General features: G+C 73.7%; 20 protein-coding genes, 2 tRNA genes and 1 riboswitch. Of the genes, 11 read left to right on the top strand and 11 right to left on the bottom strand.

The window, feature by feature from the left end; all coding sequences use genetic code 11:
- Window positions 1-42 precede the first annotated feature (42 nt).
- On the top strand, window positions 43-909 hold the full coding sequence (locus ACFEMC_RS12915; RefSeq protein ID WP_380170006.1) for an LLM class F420-dependent oxidoreductase: 867 nt from the start codon (window positions 43-45) through the stop codon (window positions 907-909).
- A 1-nt stretch (window position 910) separates the two neighbouring features.
- On the opposite strand, the gene ACFEMC_RS12910 is transcribed toward ACFEMC_RS12915, so the two are convergent.
- A complete protein-coding gene (locus ACFEMC_RS12910; protein WP_380170005.1) occupies window positions 911-2,218 on the bottom strand; it encodes an NtaA/DmoA family FMN-dependent monooxygenase in 1,308 nt (435 codons plus the stop codon).
- Between the two features lie 67 nt (window positions 2,219-2,285).
- Window positions 2,286-2,375, top strand: a riboswitch (SAM riboswitch).
- Between the two features lie 128 nt (window positions 2,376-2,503).
- Here ACFEMC_RS12910 and ACFEMC_RS12905 point away from each other — a divergent pair.
- Window positions 2,504-3,826: an O-acetylhomoserine aminocarboxypropyltransferase/cysteine synthase family protein gene (locus tag ACFEMC_RS12905; RefSeq protein ID WP_380170004.1), complete on the top strand. Its 1,323-nt coding sequence runs from the start codon at window positions 2,504-2,506 to the stop codon at window positions 3,824-3,826.
- A complete protein-coding gene (locus ACFEMC_RS12900; protein WP_380170003.1) occupies window positions 3,826-5,136 on the top strand; it encodes an LLM class flavin-dependent oxidoreductase in 1,311 nt (436 codons plus the stop codon). The genes ACFEMC_RS12905 and ACFEMC_RS12900 overlap by 1 nt, the downstream gene beginning before the upstream one ends.
- 2 nt (window positions 5,137-5,138) lie before the next feature.
- On the opposite strand, the gene ACFEMC_RS12895 is transcribed toward ACFEMC_RS12900, so the two are convergent.
- From ACFEMC_RS12895 to ACFEMC_RS12865, 7 genes are all read right to left on the bottom strand, one after another.
- Complete coding sequence (locus tag ACFEMC_RS12895; RefSeq protein ID WP_380170002.1) at window positions 5,139-5,675, bottom strand: alpha/beta hydrolase; 537 nt, start codon at window positions 5,673-5,675, stop codon at window positions 5,139-5,141.
- Between the two features lie 6 nt (window positions 5,676-5,681).
- Window positions 5,682-5,987: an antibiotic biosynthesis monooxygenase family protein gene (locus tag ACFEMC_RS12890; RefSeq protein ID WP_380170001.1), complete on the bottom strand. Its 306-nt coding sequence runs from the start codon at window positions 5,985-5,987 to the stop codon at window positions 5,682-5,684.
- An 18-nt stretch (window positions 5,988-6,005) separates the two neighbouring features.
- Complete coding sequence (locus tag ACFEMC_RS12885; protein WP_380170000.1) at window positions 6,006-8,525, bottom strand: FtsX-like permease family protein; 2,520 nt, start codon at window positions 8,523-8,525, stop codon at window positions 6,006-6,008.
- A gap of 12 nt (window positions 8,526-8,537) precedes the next feature.
- On the bottom strand, window positions 8,538-9,311 hold the full coding sequence (locus ACFEMC_RS12880) for an ABC transporter ATP-binding protein (RefSeq protein ID WP_380169999.1): 774 nt from the start codon (window positions 9,309-9,311) through the stop codon (window positions 8,538-8,540).
- A 137-nt stretch (window positions 9,312-9,448) separates the two neighbouring features.
- The gene (locus tag ACFEMC_RS12875; RefSeq protein WP_380169998.1) at window positions 9,449-10,120 is read right to left on the bottom strand and encodes a hypothetical protein; all 672 of its coding nucleotides are present in this window, start codon (window positions 10,118-10,120) and stop codon (window positions 9,449-9,451) included.
- Between the two features lie 90 nt (window positions 10,121-10,210).
- Window positions 10,211-10,924: a response regulator gene (locus ACFEMC_RS12870; RefSeq protein ID WP_380169997.1), complete on the bottom strand. Its 714-nt coding sequence runs from the start codon at window positions 10,922-10,924 to the stop codon at window positions 10,211-10,213.
- Window position 10,925: 1 nt separating this feature from the next.
- Window positions 10,926-12,104, bottom strand: a complete 1,179-nt coding sequence (locus ACFEMC_RS12865; protein ID WP_380169996.1) for a sensor histidine kinase — start codon at window positions 12,102-12,104, stop codon at window positions 10,926-10,928.
- Window positions 12,105-12,227: 123 nt separating this feature from the next.
- On the opposite strand from ACFEMC_RS12865, the gene ACFEMC_RS12860 reads away from it, so the two are divergent.
- Together ACFEMC_RS12860 and ACFEMC_RS12855 are read left to right on the top strand one after the other, a co-directional pair.
- Window positions 12,228-13,277 carry a 3-isopropylmalate dehydrogenase gene (locus ACFEMC_RS12860; RefSeq protein WP_380169995.1) on the top strand — a complete coding sequence of 350 codons (1,050 nt, stop codon included), beginning with the start codon at window positions 12,228-12,230 and terminating at the stop codon, window positions 13,275-13,277.
- 75 nt (window positions 13,278-13,352) lie between these two features.
- Entirely contained in the window at window positions 13,353-14,468 is a 1,116-nt protein-coding gene (locus ACFEMC_RS12855) for a branched-chain amino acid aminotransferase (RefSeq protein WP_380169994.1), read from the top strand.
- A 111-nt stretch (window positions 14,469-14,579) separates the two neighbouring features.
- On the opposite strand, the gene ACFEMC_RS12850 is transcribed toward ACFEMC_RS12855, so the two are convergent.
- A complete protein-coding gene (locus tag ACFEMC_RS12850) occupies window positions 14,580-15,524 on the bottom strand; it encodes a hypothetical protein (RefSeq protein ID WP_380169993.1) in 945 nt (314 codons plus the stop codon).
- 278 nt (window positions 15,525-15,802) lie between these two features.
- Here ACFEMC_RS12850 and ACFEMC_RS12845 point away from each other — a divergent pair, with 278 nt between their 5' ends.
- Window positions 15,803-16,600, top strand: a complete 798-nt coding sequence (locus ACFEMC_RS12845) for a fumarylacetoacetate hydrolase family protein (protein WP_380169992.1) — start codon at window positions 15,803-15,805, stop codon at window positions 16,598-16,600.
- A gap of 12 nt (window positions 16,601-16,612) precedes the next feature.
- On the opposite strand, the gene ACFEMC_RS12840 is transcribed toward ACFEMC_RS12845, so the two are convergent.
- Window positions 16,613-17,281, bottom strand: a complete 669-nt coding sequence (locus ACFEMC_RS12840) for a hypothetical protein (RefSeq protein WP_380169991.1) — start codon at window positions 17,279-17,281, stop codon at window positions 16,613-16,615.
- Window positions 17,282-17,466: 185 nt separating this feature from the next.
- Here ACFEMC_RS12840 and gltX point away from each other — a divergent pair, with 185 nt between their 5' ends.
- The 3 genes from gltX to ACFEMC_RS12825 all read left to right on the top strand — a co-directional run bounded on the left by gltX (window position 17,467) and on the right by ACFEMC_RS12825 (window position 19,285).
- Window positions 17,467-19,008, top strand: a complete 1,542-nt coding sequence (gene gltX, locus ACFEMC_RS12835; protein WP_380169990.1) for a glutamate--tRNA ligase — start codon at window positions 17,467-17,469, stop codon at window positions 19,006-19,008.
- A gap of 113 nt (window positions 19,009-19,121) precedes the next feature.
- Window positions 19,122-19,193, top strand: a tRNA-Gln gene (locus tag ACFEMC_RS12830).
- A gap of 19 nt (window positions 19,194-19,212) precedes the next feature.
- A tRNA-Glu gene (locus ACFEMC_RS12825) sits at window positions 19,213-19,285 on the top strand.
- 52 nt (window positions 19,286-19,337) lie between these two features.
- Here the strand turns inward: ACFEMC_RS12825 and ACFEMC_RS12820 are convergent.
- Entirely contained in the window at window positions 19,338-20,054 is a 717-nt protein-coding gene (locus ACFEMC_RS12820) for an IclR family transcriptional regulator (RefSeq protein WP_380169989.1), read from the bottom strand.
- A 63-nt stretch (window positions 20,055-20,117) separates the two neighbouring features.
- On the opposite strand from ACFEMC_RS12820, the gene leuC reads away from it, so the two are divergent.
- Together leuC and leuD are read left to right on the top strand one after the other, a co-directional pair.
- The gene (leuC, locus tag ACFEMC_RS12815; RefSeq protein WP_380169988.1) at window positions 20,118-21,551 is read left to right on the top strand and encodes a 3-isopropylmalate dehydratase large subunit; all 1,434 of its coding nucleotides are present in this window, start codon (window positions 20,118-20,120) and stop codon (window positions 21,549-21,551) included.
- Between the two features lie 11 nt (window positions 21,552-21,562).
- A complete protein-coding gene (gene leuD, locus ACFEMC_RS12810; RefSeq protein WP_380169987.1) occupies window positions 21,563-22,168 on the top strand; it encodes a 3-isopropylmalate dehydratase small subunit in 606 nt (201 codons plus the stop codon).
- Window positions 22,169-22,180: the final 12 nt, after the last annotated feature.

Here is a 22,180-nt window from a genome sequence, read left to right as displayed (position 1 = left end):
TAGCGTCCGGGCGACCGGACCCACCGCGCGTCAGGAGTTCCCATGCACATCGGCCTGCACGTCTCCGACTTCACCAACCCGGGCGGCCCCGCCACCCTCCGCGAGGACCTCGTCCGCGTCGTCACCGAGGCCGAGGAGTCCGGGTTCCGCTCGGTCAGCGTCATGGACCACCTGTGGCAGATCCCGCCGATCGGCGACGCCGAACGCGCCATGCTCGAGGCCTACACGACGCTCGGGTTCATCGCGGCCCGCACCGAACGCGTCGAACTGCTCGCCTGGGTCACCGCCGTCACGTACCGCGAACCCGGGGTGCTCGCCAAGCTCGTCACCACCCTCGACGTCCTGTCCGGCGGCCGGGCCTGGCTCGGGATCGGCGCGGCGTGGTTCGAGCAGGAGGCCACCGGCCTCGGGCTGCCGTTCCCCTCGACCGGCGAGCGCTTCGAGCGGCTCGAGGAGACCCTGCGGATCTGCCGGCAGATGTGGTCGGACTCAGAGGACCCCTTCGAGGGGACCCATTACACGCTGGGCCGCACGTTGAACAGCCCGCAGCCGCTGCGGCGGCCGCACCCGCCGGTCCTCATCGGCGGCGGGGGCGAACGCAAGACGCTGCGCCTCGTCGCGCAGTACGGCGACGCGTGCAACCTGTTCGGGGGTGACGACATCGCCCACAAGCTCGAGGTGCTCAAACGGCACTGCGACGACCTTGGCCGCGACTACGACGAGATCGAGAAGACCGTCATGGACGTCGCCGACCCGGCCGACGTCGACGGGTTCGTCGAGAAGTGCCGGGGTTTCGCCGCGCTCGGCGTGACCCACGTCCACGGCGGTTTCCGCGGGTACTACGAACCCGGCAGCGTCCGCCGGTTCGGCGAGCAGGTCGTCCCGCGGCTGGCCGAGCTCGGCGCCTGAGTCAGGCCCAGCGGCTGCGGGGGACCGGCAGGCCCAGGTTCCCCCGCAGCGTCGCCGACCGCAGTTCCGGAGCGAGTACGCCGCGGCGCACGAGCAGCGGCACGACCTGCTCGGCGAACTCCTCCAACCCTCGGGGAACCGACGAGAACGCCAGCGTGAACCCGTCCGCCGCACCGGAGGTGAACCGCTCGGTCATCCAGTCCGCGACCTCCTCGGGGGTCCCCGGCAGGAACCGCCGGCGCAGCATCACGCGGTACAGCTCGCGCAGCGTGAACCGGTCGCGGTCCACCAGCTTCCGGATCCCCTCGTACACGGTCTGGACCTGGTTCGAGCCGCCCGCGAAGTCGAACCGGAACTCCTCGTCGAGCGGTCGGTCGGACAGGTCGACGCCGAGGTGGTGGGACAACCAGTCCAGGCTCAGCCGGTCCGGGGTCAGGGCCTCGATCTCGTCCACCCGGTCGCGCGCCTGGGCTGTCGTGGCGCCGAGGACGGGGGACAGGGCCGGCAGGACCAGCAGGTCCGACCGCGCGCGGCCGGCTGCGACGGCGCGGGACTTGTAGTCCTCGTACAACCGCTGAGCCCCGGGCAGCGGGGCCGACCCGGGGACGAACACGGCCTCGGCGTGCCGGCCCGCCAGCCGTCGACCGTCCTCGGAGGACCCGGCCTGGAACAGCACGGGCCGTCCCTGGGGCGGCCGGGGCAGGTTCAACGGTCCGCGGACCCGGAAGAACTCGCCCTCGTGGTCGAGCACGTGCATCCCTGCAGGATCGGCGTACCGTCCGCCGGCCACGTCCGGGGCCACGGCCCCGTCGTCCCAGCTGTCCCACAACCCGTGCACGACCTCGACGAACTCCGCGCCGCGGCGGTACCGGGCCGCGTGGTCCAGGTTGCGGTCCAGGCCGAAGTTGCGCGCCTCCTCGTCGCTCGCGGACGTCACGAGGTTCCAGCCCGCGCGTCCGGAGCTGAGGAAGTCCAGGGACCCGACCTGGCGAGCGGTGTGGAACGGCTCGTTGTACGTCGTGGACACGGTCGCGACGAGACCGATCCGTTCGGTGCACCGCGTCAGCGCCCCGAGCAGTCCGAAGGGCTCCGGGCGCAGGTTCGCGACGTGCTCGACCCCCGACGGGAACCGGTCCCACACGTAGAGCTCGTCGGCGTAGAAGACCGCGGCGAACCCGGCCCGCTCCGCGGTCCGGGCGAAGTCCTCGTAGTAGCCGACCGAGAGGTAGTCGGCGGGCCGGCCGCCCGGCAGTCGCCAGCTCGTGAGGTGCTCGCCGCCGGGGTAGAAGAGCATCGCCGTGAGGATCACGCCGCCGCACGCTACCCCGATCGTGTGAAGCGCTTGACAGCCCGGGTCGCGGTGCTCTCCACTGGAGAGGCCATCCAGAGCGGCCGAGAGACCTGGCTCGTCGACGCCGCAGCAACCGCCCCGCCGGGGTCGGTGCTCCCGCCAGGACCGATGGGAGAGGACCACCGATGGAGCACGCACCGCTGACGCGGCGTCTCGTGATCGACCTGCTGCGCAGCGCCGGGATGACCTGTCGGGCCTGACCGCCCCGACACCTCACCCGTCCCGCACCCGGAAGGCCCTGCGATGCCGCACGTCCCGAGCACCCCCCTGTCCTTCGCCACCCGGCAGGTCCACGCCGGCGCCGAACCCGACCCCGTCACGGGCGCCCGCGTCACCCCCGTCCACCTGACGGCGGGGTTCGTCTTCGACGACTTCGAGCAGGCCCGGGCCCGTTTCGCCGGGGAGGACGACGGGTTCGTCTACACCCGCATGGGCAACCCGACCACGGCCGCCGTCGAGCGACGGCTCGCCGCCCTGGAGGGCGGGACGGACGCGCTGCTCCTCGGCACGGGACAGGCCGCCCTCACGGTCGCCCTGCTCGGGATCCTCGGGGCCGGGGACCACCTCGTGGCCGCCGCAGACCTCTACGAGGGGTCGCGCGGGCTGTTCCTGGAGAACTTCGCGCGGTTGGGGATCTCCGTGGACTTCGCCGCCGGCCCCGAGGACTGGGAGCGGCTGGTGCGTCCCACGACCCGCGCCTTCTTCGCCGAGTCGATCGCCAACCCCAAGAACTCGGTCCTCGACGTCCCGGCCGTCGCCGCCGTGGCCCACCGCCACGGCGTCCCGCTCGTCGTGGACAACACCTTCGCCACGCCGTACCTGCTGCGCCCGCTGGAGCACGGGGCCGACGTCGTCGTGCACTCCGCCAGCAAGTTCCTCGCCGGTCACGGCGCCGCCCTGGGGGGTGTCGTCGTCACGGGGGAGGGGTTCGACTGGTCGGGGTTCGAGCACCTCACCGCCCCGGTCGGCGTCCTCGGCGGGGTGAGCTGGGTCGACCGGTACGGGCCGCGGCGGGCCTACGTCGAGCACACCCGCGGTGTCGTCGCGTCCCGCCTGGGACCGGCCATCTCTCCGTTCAACGCGTTCCTCGTCCAGCAGGGCCTGGAGACGCTCTCGCTGCGGGTGGCCCGCCAGAGCGCCACGGCCGAACTCCTCGCCCGCTGGCTGCTGGAGCGTCCCGAGGTCGTGTCCGTCGACCACGCGGCCCTGCCCGACCACCCGTCCCACGCCGTCGCGCAGCGGCTGCTGCCGCTCGGCACCGGGGCGGTCCTGTCCGTCACGCTCGCCGGCGGACGGACCGCGGCGCAACGCTTCGTGGACGCCGTGCAGCTGTTCACCCGGATGACCCACGTCGGGGACGTGCGCTCGCTCGTCATCCACCCGGCCAGCACCACGCACGCGCACCGCACCGAGGCCGAACGGCTGGAGACGGGGATCTGGCCCGGGCTGCTGCGCCTGTCGATCGGCCTGGAGGAACCCGCCGACCTCCTCGCCGACCTCGAACTGGCCCTGGCCGCCACGCGCGAGCCCGCACCCGAGGACGTCCTGGTGGAGGTGGGCGCCTGATGGGCCGGCTGCAGCACTTCGGGTACTTCTTCTCCCGGGGTTTCGGCCCGCAGGGCTGGGGCCGGGACTACCAGGCGTGGAACGACGACTGGACGCGGCCCGACCTGTACGCGCACGCCGTCCGCGACCTCGAACGCGCCGGGTTCGACCTCGTCGTGGTCGAGGACGCCGTCTCGCTGGGGAACCCGGCCACGCTGGACCTGCGGGTGCGCGCGGCGTACGGCGGCCCGAAGCACGACCCGCTCCTGCTGGCGCCGTACCTGTTCGCCGCGACGACCCACCTCGGGGTCGTCCCCACGGTCAACGCCGGGATCACCCCGCCCTACCTCGCCGCGCGGCAGGCTGCCACGCTGCAGCACCTCTCGGGCGACCGGTTCGGGCTGAACCTCGTCACCGACGTGGGCAGTGCCCGGCACGTCGGACGCGAACCCGTCGCCCACGACGTCGCGTACGACCGGGCGGAGGAGTGGATCGACGTCGTCCGCCGGTTGTGGCACAGCTGGGACGACGGGGCGCTCGTCGCGGACCCGGTGACGGGCCGCTTCGCCGACGGGGGCCGCATCGACGCGTTCCAGCACCGCGGCGAGCACTTCACGCTCGACGGTCCGCTCAACGCGCTGCCCTGCGCCGGGGGAGAACCCGTGCTGGTCTCCCCCGGGGGATCACCGCGCGGACTGGCGTTCGCGGGGTCCCGTTCGGACGTCCAGCTCGCCCTGGCCCCCCTCGACGCCGCGCAGGTCCGCGCCTACCGTGCCCGCGTCCTCGACGCCGCCGCGGCGGTGGGGCGCAAGGCCGACGACGTCCGGGTGCTGTTCGTCGTCAAACCCGAACTGGTGAGCAGCCGGGAGGAGGCGGACCGGATCGTCGCGGCCTCGCGGACCCCGTCCGAGGAGGTGCTGCACGAGGTCGCGCTGCACTGGTCCAGCGACCTCGAGACCGACCTCACGGCGCTCCCGCTCGACCGTCCCCTGGACCCGGCGGTGTTCGGCGACCACGTCTCGCGCGGCACGATCGCCGCGCTGCGGGGCGGGACGCCGGACGCACCGCTGCGCGAACTGCTGGCGCGCAAGGCCCGCAAGGGACGGCTCGCCGACCGCAGCGGTCTGGTCGGGACGGCCGAGGAGTTCGCCGACCTCGTCGAGGAGTTCGGCGAGGACGCCGGCAACGACGGGTTCCTGCTGTCCGGCGACCTGCACCCGGTGACGCTGCACCGGTTCCTGGACGACCTCGTCCCGGTGCTGCGGCGGCGCGGCGTCCTGCGGTCGGGCTACGGCGGGGGAGGGTTGCGGGGCAACCTCTTCGAGTTCTGAGGTCAGTCGGCCAGGAACCCCCGGACCCGCGCCCGCAGGCGGTCGAGGTCAGCCGCCGTCCGCGCCGGGTCCCCGGGGTGCTCCAGCGAGTGGTCGGCGCCCTCGAACTCGACGACCTCGCGGTCGCTCTCGTGCGCGAGGGTGCGGTTCCAGGTCGGGTCGGCCGTCCCGCCGACGAGCAGCGTCCGCGGGTGGGAGCGGGCCGCGGCCAGGCCCACCTCGGGACGGTCCAGCAACGGTGTGAGCCAGATCCCGCTCAGCCCCCGGTCGGCCGCGACCGGCAGGGCCAGCGTCGTGAGCGACTTGGCCACGACCAGGCACGGGCGCAGGTCGTCGAGCAGGAACCGGACGAGGGCCGGGACGTCCTCGGGCCGGGGCGCGGCCTCGGCCCAGGACAGCGCCAGGACCCGGTGCCCCGCGGCGGCGACGAGTTCGTCGCGCACGGCCCGCAGGACGGGTTGGTCCACGTCGTAGCCGCGCCCCGGCAGCACCAGTGCGGGTGCTCCCGGGGCGGCGCCACCCTCCTCGACGATGCGCACGGGTGCTCAGCTCGGGTCGGCGCCCAGCACGACCTCGAACTCCAGGAGCGTGGCGCCGGTCGCGACGGGCCGCTGCCGCTCGCCGGCGTGGGCCTCGCGGGCCCCGCCGCCGGCCCAGGCCTGGTAGGCCTCCTCGGTCTCCCACTTCGTGTAGACGAAGTACCGGGTCTCCCCGGCCACGGGGCGCAGGAGCTCGAACCCCAGGAACCCCGGGGTGCCTTCCACGGCCCCGAGCCGGTGGGCGAACCGGCGCTCCAGTTCCGCCCCCGACCCCTCGGGCACCTCGATCGCGTTGATCTTCACGACAGCCATGGGGGCAGGATCCCAGGATCAGTCCGCGATCGCGGCCACCGGGGGTGTCCGCGCCGCGCGCCGGGCCGGCAGCACCGAGGCCAGCACGCCCGCGGCGGCCGCGACGACGACGATGCCGGCGACCTGCAGCCACGGAACGGTGAGCTGGACGGGTGTCTGCCGGACCAGCACCGACGCCGTCCCGGCCAGGCCGTACCCGGTCCCGAGGGCCACGCCGAGGACGGCGGCCACCCCGGCCACGAGCAGGGCCTCCCAGGCCAGCAGCGCCCGCAGCTGACGACGGGTCAGCCCCAGCGCCCGCAGCAGCCCGGACTCCTGCCGCCGCTCCACGACCGACAGCGCCAGGGTGTTGCCGACCCCGATGAGGGCGATGACGACGGCCACGGCGAGCAGACCCGTCACCACGAGCAGCATCGTCGTGAGGACGTCGTCGAGGGTGTTGCGCACCGAGGCGATGCCGGTGATCTCGCTCGTGGGCAGGACCTTCGCGAGGGCCTCGGACAGGTCGTCCGTCGCCGCGGCCTGCTGCGCCGTGCTCCCGTCGACGAGGCGGATCCACGCCCCCGTCGGGGTGAGCACCGGGTCGAGGCGGCGGGCGTCGGTCAGGGTCACGGTGGCCTCGGCCGCGGAGCGGGCCGCGACCCGCACCCGGAAGGGCACGCCCGGTCCGGTGGCCGAGCCGGTGGTCTCGTCGACGCGGTGCAGCGTCAGCGTGCTGCCGTCGGCCGTGCCCGAGTCGTGCGCCCACTGCCGGGAGACGACGAGTTCGCCCTCCCTCGGCAGTGGAGTGCGGCCCTGCGAGCGCACCACCGTCGCGGCCTCCGTCGGATCGACCCCGGTCACCGACAGCCCCTGCGACCCGTCCGCCGTGGTGAGGGACAGCGCGTCGACGAGGGTCATCGCCGCGACGTGGCCCGTGCCGCGGACGGCCGCGACCGCCTCGGCGTCCAGCGCCTGCGGGGAGGTGACGACCACGTCCGTGGGGTACGAGGCGTCGATCCCGGCGGCGGCCGAGGACCGCGTCGAGGCCGTGCCGACGACCATCGCCGTCGTCAGGGTGACGCCGATGACCAGCGCTGTGGCCGTCGCCGCCGTCCGGCGCGGGTTGCGCACGGCGTTGCCCGCCGCCAGCCGGGCCGGGACCCCGCCGATGCGCCGGAACGGCCGTCCCGCCAGGGCCACCGCCGCGGGCACCAGACGCTGCGCGAGCAGCAGGACGCCGAGGAAGCTCACCGCACCCGCACCGACGGCGGGCCCCAGGTCACCCCGCCGGGCGAACAGGACCAGGGCCGCGGTGGCGGGGACCGCCAGCACGAGCCCCGCCACGAGGCGGAGCAGGCCGGCCCGCGAACCGGCCGGGACGGACAGGACCGGACGGAGGGCGGCCAGCGGCGCCACCCGCGTCGCCGCGCGCGCCGGCGCGGCGGCCGCGACGACCGTCACGAGCGTGCCGAGCGCGAGCCCGGCGGCGACGGCGGTCGGCGGTACGACGACGTCCCCCAGGGGGAAGGGGGAGTCCACCCGGCCCGCGACCGCGGCGACCGCCGCGGCCAGGCCGTAGCCGGCGAGGACCCCGGCCGCGGAGGCCAGCAGGCCGAGGGCGGCCGCCTCGAGCAGGACGCTGCGACCGACTTGACCGCGGTCGGCGCCGACGCAGCGCAGCAGCGCCAGCTCCCGCGTCCGCTGGGCCAGCAGGACGGCGAAGGTGTTGGCGATGACGAGCCCGGCCACCAGGACGGCGACCGCGCCGAAGACCAGCAGGACCGACGTCAGTGACGCGGCGTCGCCGGTGAACGAGTCCGCGACCTCCTGCGCCGCAGCGGTTCCGGACAGCACGCGGACCGGCTGTCCGGACGCTGCGGCCGTGACCGCGGCCAGCACGTCCTGGCCCGGGGCGGCCGCGACGCGCAGCTGGTCCACGGTCGTGGCGCCCCACGCGACGACGGTCGCCTCGGGGGCGAACAACCGCGGGCTCAGCCCGGCGCGCGGGTCGCCGGCCAGGTCCACGGTGCCGACCACGGTGACGTCCTGCGTCACGGGGTCCGGGACGCTGCCGTCCGAGCCCTCGCTGGGGTAGGTCGTCACGGACACCGTGGCGCCGACCGGGACGTCCACCCGGTCCGAGACCGCGACCTCGTCGGCGCTCGCGGGCAGGCGACCCGCCGACACGCGCTCCCAGCGCAGGGCGCCGTCGGGGCTGAGGGCGGACACCTGCGTCGTGGTGGCCCCGGACCGGCCGGGGAGGCGGACCGAGACGTACGTCGACCGGTCCGCGGCGACCGCCGCCACGCCGGGCAGCGCCGCGAGACGGTCGCGCAGGGCCGGCAGCGGGTCCTGGGCTTCGGTTCCCGCACCCGTCCCGTCGAGCTGGACCACGGCGGCGCTGGACGTGAACTGACGCCCGATCGACTCCAGCACACCGCTCTTCGCGGTGGCGTTGAGGGACAGCGTCGCCACGACGAAACCCACCGCGATGACGATCGCGAGGCAGGACGCGGCGACGCGCGCGCCGTGGGCGCGCAACTGGGCCAGGGTCACCCGGAGCACGGCTCAGGCCCCCAGGTCGCGCAGCGCGTCGAGGACGTCGTCGGGCGTGGGGTTCGCCAGACCACCGGCGATCCGCCCGTCGGCCAGCAGCACGACGCGGTCGGCGTAGCTGGCGGCGACGGGGTCGTGCGTCACCATGACGACCGTCTGCCCCACCTCCCGCACGCTGCCGCGCAGCAGGCTCAGCACCTCCGCACCCGAGCGCGAGTCCAGGTTCCCCGTGGGTTCGTCGGCGAACACGACGTCGGGACGCGGCAGGAGGGCCCGCGCGACCGCGACGCGCTGCTGCTGACCGCCGGAGAGTTCGTGGGGACGGTGGTGCAACCGCTGGGTGAGGCCGAGCCGGCGGACGACGTCGTCGAACCACGCGGGATCGGGGGAACGTCCGGCCAACCGCAGCGGCAGCAGGACGTTCTCGGCGGCGTCCAGGACCGGCAGCAGGTTGAAGCTCTGGAACACGAAACCCACGCGCTCGCGCCGCAACCGCGTCAGGTCCGCGTCGCGCAGCGCGGTGAGTTCGGTGTCGCCGAGGAACACCCGGCCGGCGCTCGCCGTGTCGAGGCCGGCGAGGCAGTGCATGAGCGTCGACTTGCCCGACCCCGAGGGGCCCATGATGGCGGTGAACTCACCGCGGGCGAACTCCACGTCCACCCCGGCGAGGGCGTGCACGACCGCGTCCCCCCGGCCGTACGTCTTGCGCAGCCCCTCGGCCCGCACGGCGGGACGGGCCGCCTGCAGCGCCGTGGGCGCCGCGGCCCGCTGGTTGGTCTCGCACACGTCGTTCTCCCTGTCTCGCAATCGCTCGCAGCACCTGCGAACTCTTCGAGGCTAGGGAGGACGGCCGGCCCGGTCGTCGGGTCCTGAGGTGATCTCGCGGTGCCCACCCGTCATCCTGCGGGTGGACACCGCCCAGTTCACAGTCGGACGCGGTGCGCCCCGGGGAGGCGGTACGTGCCGGCCGGGACGGACGTGCCCTCGGCTCCGGCCCAGCCGACGGTGACGTTCCGGACTGAGGCGGACAGCAGCTGGGTCGCACGGTTCCCGCAGACGCCGATGGCGCTCGGCGTGGGCAGCGTGAAGGCGACGCGGACCCGGGCGCTGTCGGCGTCCACGCGGGTGAAACCGGTGACGTCGGCGGGGCCGACGAGGTGTGAGGGTTCGGTGACCACCGGCACGGTGGCCACGCGGGGCAGCACCTTGCCGGCGCACTTGACGACGACGTCGACCTTCGTGCCGGTCGTCTCGACGAGCGAGGCGACCGGTTCCTCGCAGGAGTCCGAGTAGCCCGGGTCCTCCGGGTCGCACGACGGGACGCCGCCGAACGCGGAGAAACCCGTGAGGGTGAGGCTGACCGTCCCGTACCCGCAGAGCGCGGAGCTCCAGCCGGCGTAGCAGTCGTCGGTCATCGGCCGGGTCTGCGCCGGGGCCTGCAGCTCCAGCGTGGCGGCCCGCGCGGTCAGGTGCGGCGTGGCCCGGGTGCCGGTGGCGGCGGAGGCCGGACCGGCGGTGGCCAGGGCGGTGGTGGTGAGCGCCAGCAGGGCCGGCGCGGCGATCAGGGCGCGCGTCAGCGCACGACGGTGGAACATCTGAGACCCCCCTCAGTGACCGCGGACTTCGCGGCCGTCACACATCGTGCCGCAGGGGTGACTCAGCGGTCATGCATTTGCGCCAACCGGTCACCGCGCGTCGCGCAGGACCTCACCCGGTTGGACCAACCCGGCCGAGAACGCCAGCACGACGGCCTGGACGCGGTCCCGCGAGTGCGTCTTGGCCAGGACCCGTCCGACGTGCGTCTTGACCGTCGCCTCCGAGACGACGAAGCGCGCCGCGATCTCGGAGTTGCTCAGCCCGTGCGCCATGCACTCGAGCACCTCGAGCTCGCGCGGGGTGAGGTCGGTGGGCAGGCCCGGGGGAGTGCTCGCGGGGGTCGCCGCCCCCGCCCGCAGCAGCGGCCCGACGTGCTGCAGCAGGCGCCGCGTGGAGCTCGCCGCGATGACCGCGTCGCCGGAGTGGACCGTGCGCACGGCGTCGAGCAGCTCCTCGGGCGGGGCGTCCTTGAGGAGGAACCCGCTGGCGCCCGCACCGATGGCCGAGACGACGTACTCGTCGAGGTCGAAGGTGGTGAGCACCACGACCTTCGGGCCGTCCTCGCCGAGGCGACCGGTGATCTGCCGCGTCGCCTCGATCCCGTCCAGACCGGGCATGCGCACGTCCATGAGCACGACGTCGGCCGGGGTCGAGGTCACGACGCGGACGGCGTCGGCCCCGTCGGAGGCCTCCGCCACGACGGTGAGGTCCGGCTGGGAGTCGATCACCATGCGGAAACCCGCCCGCACGAGCTGCTGGTCGTCGACGAGGACGACCCGGACGGGGTTCTCCGCTGCACTCACCTCAGGAACTGTAGGGAAGGGTCGCGCGGACGGAGAAACCCCCTCCGGGGCGCGGACCGCTCACCACGGACCCGCCGTGCAACCGCGCCCGCTCGGCCATCCCGACCAGCCCCTGCCCACCCGGGCTCGGCTGCACCAGCGACGCGGCACCCCGACCGTCGTCCTCGACGCTCAGGCGCAGGGCGTCCGCCTCCCAGCGGACCTCGACGCTCGTGCGGGCTCGCGGACCGGCGTGCTTGAGGACGTTCGTCAGGGACTCCTGCACGATCCGGTACGCCGCCAGGCCCATCGCCGGCGGCAGGTCGCGGACCTCGCCGCGCACCTGCGCGGTGATCTCCAGCCCACTGGCCCGGACCTGGTCCACGAGGTCCCCGATCATCGTCGCGTCCGGTTGCGGTGCGCGGTCGTCACCCGGGCCGGTGCGCAGCACCCCGAGCAGGTTGCGCATGTCCGCCAAGGCCTGCCGCCCCGTGCCGGAGATCGTCTCCAGCACCTGCGCCGCCACCGCGGGGTCGGCCTTCGCCGCGTACCGGCCGCCGTCGGCCTGGGCGATGATGACCGACAGCGAGTGCGCCACGACGTCGTGCATCTCGCGCGCGATGCGCTGTCGCTCGGACGTCGCGGCGAGCCGGGACTCGTTCTCGCGCTCGTTCTCCAGCAACCGCGCCCGCTCGACCAGGGCCAGCTCGTTCTGCCGCTGCGCGCGGCGCAGGCTGCCGAGGGACCAGCTCGCCACGACGGAGAACGCGATGAGCGCCGCGAGGATCACCACCGCGCCCACCCCCGTGAGGGAGAAGAAGCGCACCGCGCACACGACCGCGCCGAACAGGCCGAGCAGGAGCCCCCCGTTCGACGCCCAGCGCCGGCCGTAGGCGGCCAGGGCGTAGACGGCCATGAGCACACCGACGTTGCCGAAGGAGGGGGTCGGCAGCGCCAGCTGGAGCAGCCCGAAGAGGGCGACGAGCCCGCCGGACACCTCCGGGTACCGGCGGCGCACGGCCAGCGGCACGGTCATCCCGGCGGCGACGAGCAGCCCGAGCGGGGACAGCTCGGTGACGGTGGCCAGGACGCTCAGCCCGGTCAGGCCCAGGGCGAGGAAGGCGTCGATGAGGAGCGAGTTCGCCCGCGTCCAGGCCACGACCGCGTCGAAGACGGTGCGCCCGGTGTTCTCGTCCTGCACCGCCACAGCGTAGGGAGGGACGCGCCGACCGGTCGTCGTCCCCGGGGACGACGTCGGGGGTCCGACCAGGGTGGGACGGTCGGGGCGCGTGGTCGGGTCGGGCGCTCCGATAACCTCCGGCGCATGGCGGACACCGTGCGACTCGCAGTCATCCCCGGCGACGGCATCGGCCAGGAGGTGACGGTCGAGGCGCTGAAGGTGCTCTCCGCCGTGCTGGACGGCTCCGGCACTCAGGTCGCGACGACCGAGTACGACCTCGGTGCCCGCCTCTACCACCGCACGGGCGAGACGCTGCCGGACAGCGTCCTCGAGGAGGTCCGCGGCCACGACGCGATCCTGCTCGGCGCCGTCGGCGACCCGAGCGTGCCGAGCGGCGTCCTGGAGCGCGGCCTGCTCCTGAAGCTGCGGTTCGCCCTCGACCACTACGTGAACCTGCGGCCGTCCAAGCTCTTCCCGGGTGTCGCGACCCCGCTCGCCGCCCCGGGGGACATCGACTTCGTCGTCGTCCGCGAGGGCACCGAGGGCCCGTACGTCGGCAACGGCGGCGCCCTGCGCGTCGGCACCCCGCACGAGATCGCCACCGAGGTCAGCGTGAACACGGCGTTCGGCGTCGAGCGCGTCGTCCGCGACGCCTTCGCCCGCGCCGCCGCGCGGCCCCGGAAGAAGCTGACGCTCGTGCACAAGCACAACGTCCTCGTGCACGCCGGCCACCTGTGGCGGCGCACCGTCGAGGCCGTCGGCGCAGAGTTCGGCGACGTCGCCGTCGACTACCTGCACGTCGACGCCGCGACGATCTTCCTCGTGACCGACCCGGCGCGGTTCGACGTCATCGTCACCGACAACCTCTTCGGCGACATCCTCACCGACCTCGCGGCGGCCGTGACCGGGGGCATCGGCCTCGCGGCGTCCGGCAACGTCAACCCCGACCGGACGGCCCCGAGCATGTTCGAGCCCGTCCACGGCTCCGCGCCCGACATCGCCGGCCAGCAGCTCGCCGACCCCACCGCCGCCGTGCTGTCCGTCGCGCTGCTGCTCGAGCACCTCGGGCACACCGACGCCGCCGCCCGCGTCGACGCCGCCGTGACGTCCGACCTGTCCCGCCGTGCCGCCGGGGAGGTCGGGCGGCGCTCCACCGCCGAGGTCGGGGACGCCCTCGCCGCCGCCGTCTCCTGACCCGCGCCTGGAGCGGGGCCCCGTCCTGCGGCGGGGTACCGTCGAACCACCCGCCACGCACCCCGAGGAGTCCTCATGACCGCCACCCCGACGACCGGGCCGACCACTGGGTTGACGTTCCCCGTGACGCCGTCGGCCGTGCCGGTCTCCGAGCAGCGCCGCGCCGAGATCCTCGCCAGCCCCGGGTTCGGGAAGTTCTTCACCGACCACATGGCGGTGGCGACGTGGACGCGCGACGCCGGCTGGCACGACGCGGCCGTCGTCCCCTACGGGCCGCTCCAGCTCGACCCGGCGGCCGCCGTCCTGCACTACGCGCAGGAGATCTTCGAGGGGCTCAAGGCGTACCGGCACGCCGACGGCAGCGTCTGGACGTTCCGTCCCGAGGCGAACGCCGCCCGCATGGCCCGTTCCGCGCGCCGGCTCGCGCTGCCCGAGGTGGGCGAGGCGACGTTCCTCGAGGCGATCACGCAGCTGGTGCGCGCCGACGAGGCGTGGGTGCCGACGGGCGGGGAGTCCTCGCTCTACCTGCGCCCGTTCATGGTCGCGACCGAGGCGTTCCTCGGTGTCCGCGCCGCGCACGAGGTGAAGTTCCTCGTCATCGCCTCCCCGGCCGGGGCGTACTTCCCCGGTGGCGTGAAACCGGTCTCGATCTGGCTGTCGCAGAACTACACCCGCGCCGCCCTCGGCGGGACGGGCTCGGCCAAGTGCGGCGGGAACTACGCCGCCAGCCTCGCCGCCCAGGACGAGGCCTCGGCCAACGGCTGCGACCAGGTCTGCTTCCTCGACGCGACCGAGCACAAGTACGTCGAGGAACTCGGCGGGATGAACCTCTACTTCGTCCACGACGACGGCTCGATCGTCACCCCCGAACTCACCGGGACGATCCTCGAGGGCATCACCCGCGACTCGATCATCGACCTCGCCAAGGACCTCGGCCACGAGGTGACCGAGCGTCGCGTGAGCATCGACGAGTGGCGCGAGGGCGTCGCGTCGGGCCGCATCACCGAGGTGTTCGCCTGCGGCACCGCCGCCGCCGTCACCCCCGTCGGCAAGCTCGTCTCGCCCGACGGCGAACTGTCGCACGGGACCGGCGCGGCCGGTGAGGTGACGATGACGATCCGGAACACGCTGCTGGACATCCAGTACGGCCGGGCCGAGGACACCCACGGCTGGCTCCGCCGCCTCGTCTGACCGCCCGCCCCCCTCCTTGGGGCTCGCGGCGTCGCCCGCGGGGGTGGGATCGTTGACGCATCCGGCTCAACCTACGAGCCGGTTGCGTCAGCGACACCCTCGCCGGCTGCCTCACCCGATCCGGCGGGCCGTGGCGACAGCGAGCGCCGACCGGAGGGTCTCGAGGAACCCTCGAGGGTCGGCGAGGAGGTCCGCCGGGGCGATGGTGATCAGTGTCAACCCGGCTGCGGCGTAGCGCCGGGCCTTGGCCTGTGTCCTGCGCAGCGCCCGCGCCCCCAGGTGCCACAGCATCGAGTCGATCTCCAGCACGACGCCGAGCTCAGGCCAGAACGCGTCCGCCTCGCCCAGCCACCGGCCGGCGACGACGACGGGCCGGTTCCACAACGGCTGCACCAGGTCCGACGACGAGACGAGTTGCAACGCCTTCGCTTCGGCCGCGCTGCGCACGCCGGCCCCGAGTTCCCGCAGCGCCGCTCTGGCGGGGCCACTGCGTTGCGTCGGCCCGCCGAGCACCTCACGCTCCAGCTGACGCAACGAACAGCGCTCGTGGCGCAGCACCGAGCTCATCAACTCGCGGACGTCGTCAGCGCTGAGGTCGTGTCCCCGGACGGCGTCGGCGCACGCCCGGGCCGCCGACGTGACGGGGAACCCCCGACGAACCGTCCGACCGGGGTCGCGCTCGCTGCGTTCGACGACGCAGAAGTCCGCTGACGTACGGTGCCGGTCCTGCGGCACCACGACGAGGACTTCCTCGTCGCGTCCCAACGGTGCGGTGAGCGCGGCGTGCAGATCGAGGGCGTGGACCCCACTGATGCGCGCGCCCTCGCCGGCGTAGACCAGCGCGGCCCGCCGACGTTCGACGGTCGTCGGTGTTCCGCGGTGGCCGAGCACGACACCGGGCAGCACACGTTGCCAGCGTCCCCGCACTCCACACCAGCGCGTGATCGTCGGGTTGGGCACCCCTGCGGTCAACAGGTCGGAACGCTTGACCACCCCCTGGTTCGCGCGGAGGAGGTCGTCGATGGAGGCACGGTCGTACTCTCGTCGTCGCGGCACTCAGGCAGGTTGCCCGCTCGAGGGGCTCGCGGTACGGCGTCGACCGTCGTCCTGTGGACAGGTCGTCCGACGGCGACCCTGTGGAGCCCGGTGCATCACGGTGCTGAGGCGGGCTCGTTGACGCTGCAGGCTCCTAGGGTGAGCCGGTTGCGTCGGCGAGCCCGTCCCGGTCCCCACGGCCGGGCAGGTAGCGCTGACGCCACGGGCTCCTAGGTCGAGCCCGATGCGTCAACGAGCCCAACCCCGGCGGGGCGCAGCGGGCTCACTAGGGTGAGGGGATGCGCATCGCCAGGTTCTCCTCCAGTGGTTCGGACCCGCGGTACGGGGTCGTCGAGGGCGCGCCGGGGGAGGAGGAGATCCTCGTCGTCTCGGGGGATCCGCTGTTCAGCCCGCTGAACCCGACGGGGGAGCGGGTGCCGCTCGTGGACGCGCGGTTGCTGGCGCCGGTCATCCCGCGCTCGAAGGTCCTGGGGATCGGGCGGAACTACGTCGCGCACGCCGAGGAACTCGGCAACGAGGTGCCGGACGAACCCCTGGTGTTCACGGTGCCGAACACGTCGGTCGCCGGGCCCGGGGACCCGTTGGTGATCCCGGCGTGGGCGGGGGAGGAACTGCACTACGAGGGTGAACTCGCCGTCGTCATCCGGCGGTTGTGCAAGGACGTCCCGAAGGACCGCGTCGCGGAGGTCGTCTACGGGTACACCGTCGCGAACGACATCACGGCGCGTTCCCTGCAGGGGCCGGACAAGCAGTGGTGGCGGGCGAAGGGGGCCGACGGGTTCACGCCCATCGGGCCGTGGATCGAGACCGACCTGGACCCCTCGGACGTCCGCATCGAGACGCGCGTCGGGACGGGGGAGGACCTCGAGGTCGTCCAGGACGGCCGGACGTCGCTCATGGTCCACGACATCCCGTCGATCATCGCCCACGTCTCCTCGGCCATGACGCTGCTGCCCGGCGACGTCATCCTGACCGGCACCCCGGCGGGGGTCGGGCCGGTGCGGGCCGGGCAGCGCGTCGAGGTCGAGGTCGAGGGGATCGGCGTCCTCTCGACGACGTTCACCGCGCCCGAGTGAGACCCCGGGTGGTCACTGCGCGTCGGCGGGCTGCGCGATCGCGACGGTGATCGTGTCGGTCGCGGTCTGCTTGGAGTAGTCGGCCGCGCCCGGCGCGCTCTGCTCGAGCACGTCGTAGCTGATGAGCATCTCGACGCTGCGGGTGCCGGCCGGGACGGCGGGCACGACGAACGACGTGGAGTAGGCGTACGGCGCCATCGCCAGGTAGCCCGGGGTCTGCCGGGACGTGTCCTGGACGGTGGGGCCGGTCGTGGTGGTGCCGTCGGCGGCGACGAGCGAGCTCGTCACGGTGAAGTTGCTGACGTAGGCCTTCTGCTGCTTCTTCGCCGTCCCGAGGTTCGGGCCGGTGATGGTCGCGGCGAGCTGGATCGGCTTGGCGGCCTCGGCGGTCCACTTCCCCATGTCCAGGGTCGACCAGTAGTTGACGGCCAGGGTCATCCCGCCGGCCTGCAGCTCGTGGTGGGCCGACCCGAGGGCGAGGTCGTTCTGCACGGGCGTCACGGCGACGGCGGTCTCGGTGGCGGTCGGCGTCGCCGTGGCCGAGGGGCTCGTGGTGGCGGCGGGCGTCAGACCGGCCGCGGCCTGCACGGAACCGCAGGCGGTGAGGGCGGTCAGCGGCAGCAGCAGGCCGGCGGCGGCGACGAAGGGCTTGAGCGAGGGCTTGGGCGAGCGGCGGGTCACGGAGGTCTCCTGGGGGCGGCGGGAGCGGGTTCGTCCTGATGACGCTGACACGCGTGACGCTGCGTGAGCGGGCCCACCACCCGGACGGACCACCCGTGACGGACAGCAACCACCCTGGTGGCCGCAGGCGCCCCCTCCGGGCTCACCCGATCAGGCGTGCCGGGCGCAATAGGCTGGGTGCTGCCATGACTGAGACCTTCACTGAGACCCTCGCTGAGACCACGCCTGCGACCACGGCCGAGGACGCGCCCGCCCCGTCCGCGGTGCGCGTCCGCTTCTGCCCCTCGCCGACCGGGACCCCGCACGTCGGGCTCATCCGGACGGCGCTGTTCAACTGGGCCTACGCCCGGCACACGGGCGGGAAGCTGGTGTTCCGCATCGAGGACACCGACGCGGCGCGCGACTCCGAGGAGAGCTACGCGCAGATCCTCGACGCGCTGGCGTGGCTCGGCCTGGACTGGGACGAGGGCATCGACGTCGGCGGCCCCCACGGCCCCTACCGGCAGTCCCAGCGGCGCGCGGTCTACGACGACGTCGTGCGGCGCCTCAAGGACGCCGGGCACCTGTACGAGTCGTTCTCCACGGCCGAGGAGATCGAGGCGCGCCACGAGGCGGCGGGCCGGCCGAAGGTGCTGGGGTACGACGGCTTCGACCGCGACCTGACGCCCGAGCAGGTGGCGGCTTTCCGCGAGGAGGGCCGCGAGCCCACGCTGCGGCTGCGACTGCCCGAGGGCCGGGACTGGTCCTTCGACGACCTGGTCCGCGGGCCGATCGAGTTCAAGGCGGGCTCGTTCCCCGACCCGGTCCTGGTGCGCGCCAACGGGGACCCGCTCTACACGCTCGTCAACCCCGTCGACGACGCGCTGATGGAGATCACCCACGTCCTGCGCGGGGAGGACCTGCTCTCCTCCACGCCGCGGCAGATCGCGCTGTACGAGGCGCTCGTCGACATCGGGGTGGCCACGGCCGTCCCGCGGTTCGGGCACCTGCCGTACGTCATGGGGGAGGGCAACAAGAAGCTCTCCAAGCGCGACCCGGAGTCCAACCTCTTCCACCACCGCGACCGCGGGTTCGTCCCCGAGGGCCTGCTGAACTACCTGGCCCTGCTCGGCTGGGGGATCGCCGAGGACCGGGACCTGTTCAGCGTCGAGGAGATGGTGGCGGCCTTCGACGTCGCCGACGTCAACGCCTCGCCGGCGCGCTTCGACGTGGCCAAGGCCGAGGCGGTCAACGCCGCCCACCTGCGGATGCTGGCTCCCGAGGACTTCCGCGACCGCCTCGTCCCCTACCTGCAGGCCGGCGGGGTGCTGCCCGAGCACCCGACCGCCGAGCAGCAGGCGCGCCTCGCGGCCGCCGCGCCGCTGGTGCAGGAGCGGATGACGCTGCTCGGCCAGGCGCCGGGGATGCTCGGCTTCCTCTTCGTCGCCGACGAGGACGTCGTGTTGGAGGAGGACGCCACGAAGGCCCTGCGGCCCGAGGCTGCCGACGTCCTCGACGCGTCGCTGACGGCGCTGGAGGCGCTGGAGGAGTGGACGACGCCGGCCCTCGAAGCGTCGCTGCGGGCGGCCGTCGTCGACGGCCTCGGGGTCAAGCCCAAGTTCGCGTTCGCGCCGCTGCGGACGGCCGTCACGGGCCGTCGGGTCTCCCCGCCGCTGTTCGAGTCGATGGAGATCCTAGGACGCGACGCCTCGCTCGCGCGGCTCCGGAGGCTGCGCGCCACCCTCTGACCCGATCCTCCCCGGCGGCTCAGGTCCGCCGCCGGGGAGCCGATTTGGGAAGCAGGGTGAGCGCCCGCTAGAGTTCATCTCGTTCGGCCGGTTCCCGGCCGGGCGGAACACCATGGGGTATGGTGTAATTGGCAGCACGACTGATTCTGGTTCAGTTAGTCTAGGTTCGAGTCCTGGTACCCCAGCGCTTGTACTGCAAGCTAGGGCCCCGTTGTGTAGCGGCCTAGCACGCCGCCCTCTCACGGCGGTAGCGCGGGTTCGAATCCCGTCGGGGCTACAGATGAGGCCCCCGGTCACTGACCGGGGGCCTCTTCCCGTGTCCGGCCCTTTCACGGGGCGGGCGTCAGGGCCGCGCTGAACGCCGCGGCCGTCGCGAGGACCGCGTCGGCGTGCCGGCGGCCCGGGTGCCGCCCGAAGCGCTCGGCCGGGCCCGACACGGACACCGCGGCCAGGACGCGCCCCGACGGAGCGCGGACCGGCGCGCTGACCGACGCGACACCGGCCTCCCGTTCGCCGCTGGAGTGCGCCCAGCCCCGCCGGCGCACCCCCGACAGGGTGGCGGCGTCGAAGCGGGAGCCCATGAGCTCCACGGACAGCCGTTCGGGGTCGTCCCAGGCGAGCAGGACCTGGGCTGCCGAGCCGGCGTGCATCGTCATGGACGAGCCGACGGGGACCGTGTCGCGCAGGCCGTGGAGGCGTTCGGCGGCCGCGATGCAGATGCGGTGCTCCCCGTGCCGGCGGTACAGCTGGGCGCTCTCGCCCGTGGAGTCCCGCAGGGCGGTCAGCAGGGGGCCGGCGACCGCGACGAGGCGGTCCTCGCCCGCGGCGGCCGCCAGCTCGGCGTGCCGGGCCCCGAGGACGAAGCGGCCCTGCAGGTCGCGGCGGACGAGCCGGTGGTGCTCCAGGGCGACCGCCAGGCGGTGCGCGGTGGGCCGGGCGAGCCCCGTCGTCGTGACGAGCTGGGCCAGGCTGGCCGGTCCGGCCTCGAGGGCGTCCAGCACCAGCACGGCCTTGTCGAGGACGCCGACTCCGCTACTCTTGTCCACGAAGCGATACTGGCGTCTCAGTCCGTGAGACGCAAGGTGTGAGACGCAGGAGGAGAGCCGGTCATGGGACGCACGCTGGCGCAGAAGGTGTGGGACGACCACGTCGTCCGCAAGGGGCAGGACGGCGAACCCGACCTGCTCTTCATCGACCTCCACCTCGTGCACGAGGTGACGAGCCCGCAGGCGTTCGACGGGCTACGGATGGCCGGGCGTCCCGTGCGGCGGCTGGACCTGACGATCGCCACCGAGGACCACAACACCCCCACCGCGGACATCCAGCGCCCCCTGTCGATGCTGGAGGACACGACGTCCGCCAAGCAGCTGCAGACGCTGCGCGAGAACTGCGCCGAGTTCGGCGTGCGGCTGCACCCGCTCGGCGACGCCGAGCAGGGCATCGTCCACGTCGTCGGCCCGCAGCTCGGGCTCACCCAGCCGGGGATGACGGTCGTGTGCGGTGACTCGCACACCTCGACCCACGGCGCGTTCGGGTCCCTGGGCATGGGGATCGGCACGTCCGAGGTGGAGCACGTGCTCGCCACCCAGACCCTGCCGCTCAAACCCTTCAAGACGATGGCCATCACGGTCGACGGGCAGCTCAAGCCCGGCACGACGGCCAAGGACATCATCCTGGCCGTCATCGCCGAGATCGGCACCGGTGGCGGGCAGGGCTACGTCCTGGAGTACCGCGGGGAGGCGATCCGGTCCCTGTCGATGGAGGGCCGGATGACGATCTGCAACATGTCGATCGAGGCCGGTGCCCGGGCCGGCATGGTCGCCCCCGACGACACCACGTTCGCGTACCTGAAGGACCGTCCGCACGCCCCGCAGGGCGCGGACTGGGACGCCGCCGTGGAGTACTGGCGCACTCTGCGCACCGACGACGACGCCGAGTTCGACGCCGAGGTCGTCCTGGACGGCGCCGCCCTCGAACCCTTCGTCACCTGGGGCACGAACCCCGGCCAGGGCGTCCCCCTGTCCGGCTCGGTCCCGGTGCCCGACGAGATCGGCGACGACGGCGTCCGGCAGGGCGTCGAGCGCGCCCTGCAGTACATGGGCCTGACCGGCGGGGAGCGCATGCGCGACATCGCCGTCGACACGGTCTTCCTCGGCTCCTGCACCAACAGCCGCATCGAGGACCTCCGGGCGGCCGCGGACGTCGTGCGCGGGCGCACGAAGGCCGAGAACGTCCGCATGATGGTCGTCCCCGGGTCGGCGCGGGTGCGCCTGCAGGCCGAGGCCGAGGGCCTGGACACCGTGTTCAAGGAGTTCGGCGCGGACTGGCGCTTCGCCGGGTGCAGCATGTGCCTGGGGATGAACCCCGACCAGCTCGCCCCGGGGGAGCGCTGCGCGTCCACCTCGAACCGCAACTTCGAGGGCCGGCAGGGCAAGGGCGGTCGCACCCACCTGGTCTCCCCGCTCGTGGCCGCCGCCACGGCCGTGCGCGGGACGTTGAGCTCGCCGGCCGACCTCGAGCCCGTCCCCGCCCCCGCCGCCTGAGAGGACCCGTCATGGAGAAGTTCACCGTCCACACCGGCGTCGGGGTGCCGCTGCGCCGCACCGACGTCGACACCGACCAGATCATCCCCGCGGTCTACCTCAAGCGCGTCACCAAGACGGGGTTCGAGGACGCCCTCTTCGCCGGCTGGCGCTCCGACCCGCACTTCGTGCTGAACCAGGAGCCCTACCGACCCGGTTCGGTCCTGGTCGCCGGGCAGGACTTCGGGACGGGCTCGAGCCGTGAGCACGCCGTGTGGGCCCTGCGGGACTACGGCTTCCAGGCCGTCCTGGCCCCCCGCTTCGGGGACATCTTCCGCGGCAACTCCGGCAAGCAGGGGTTGCTGGCGGCCGTGGTGTCGCAGAGCGACATCGACCTCATCTGGAAGGCGCTGGAGGCGCACCCGGGCACCGAGGTGACCGTCGACCTCGTCGAGCGCGTCGTGCGCGTGGACGACTTCACGGCCCCCTTCGAGGTCGACGAGTACGTGCGGTGGCGGCTCATGGAGGGGCTGGACGACATCAGCCTGACCCTGCGCCACGCCGACGCCATCGCCGACTTCGAGACGCGACGCCCGTCGTTCAAGCCGACGACGACCCCGCTGGCGCCGTCGGCCTGACCTGCGCCCGAC

The organism is Kineococcus sp. DHX-1 (genome assembly GCF_042473625.1).
In the GTDB taxonomy this organism is placed as follows: Bacteria; Actinomycetota; Actinomycetes; order Actinomycetales; family Kineococcaceae; genus Kineococcus.
This window is presented reverse-complemented; position numbering and strand designations above follow the sequence as displayed.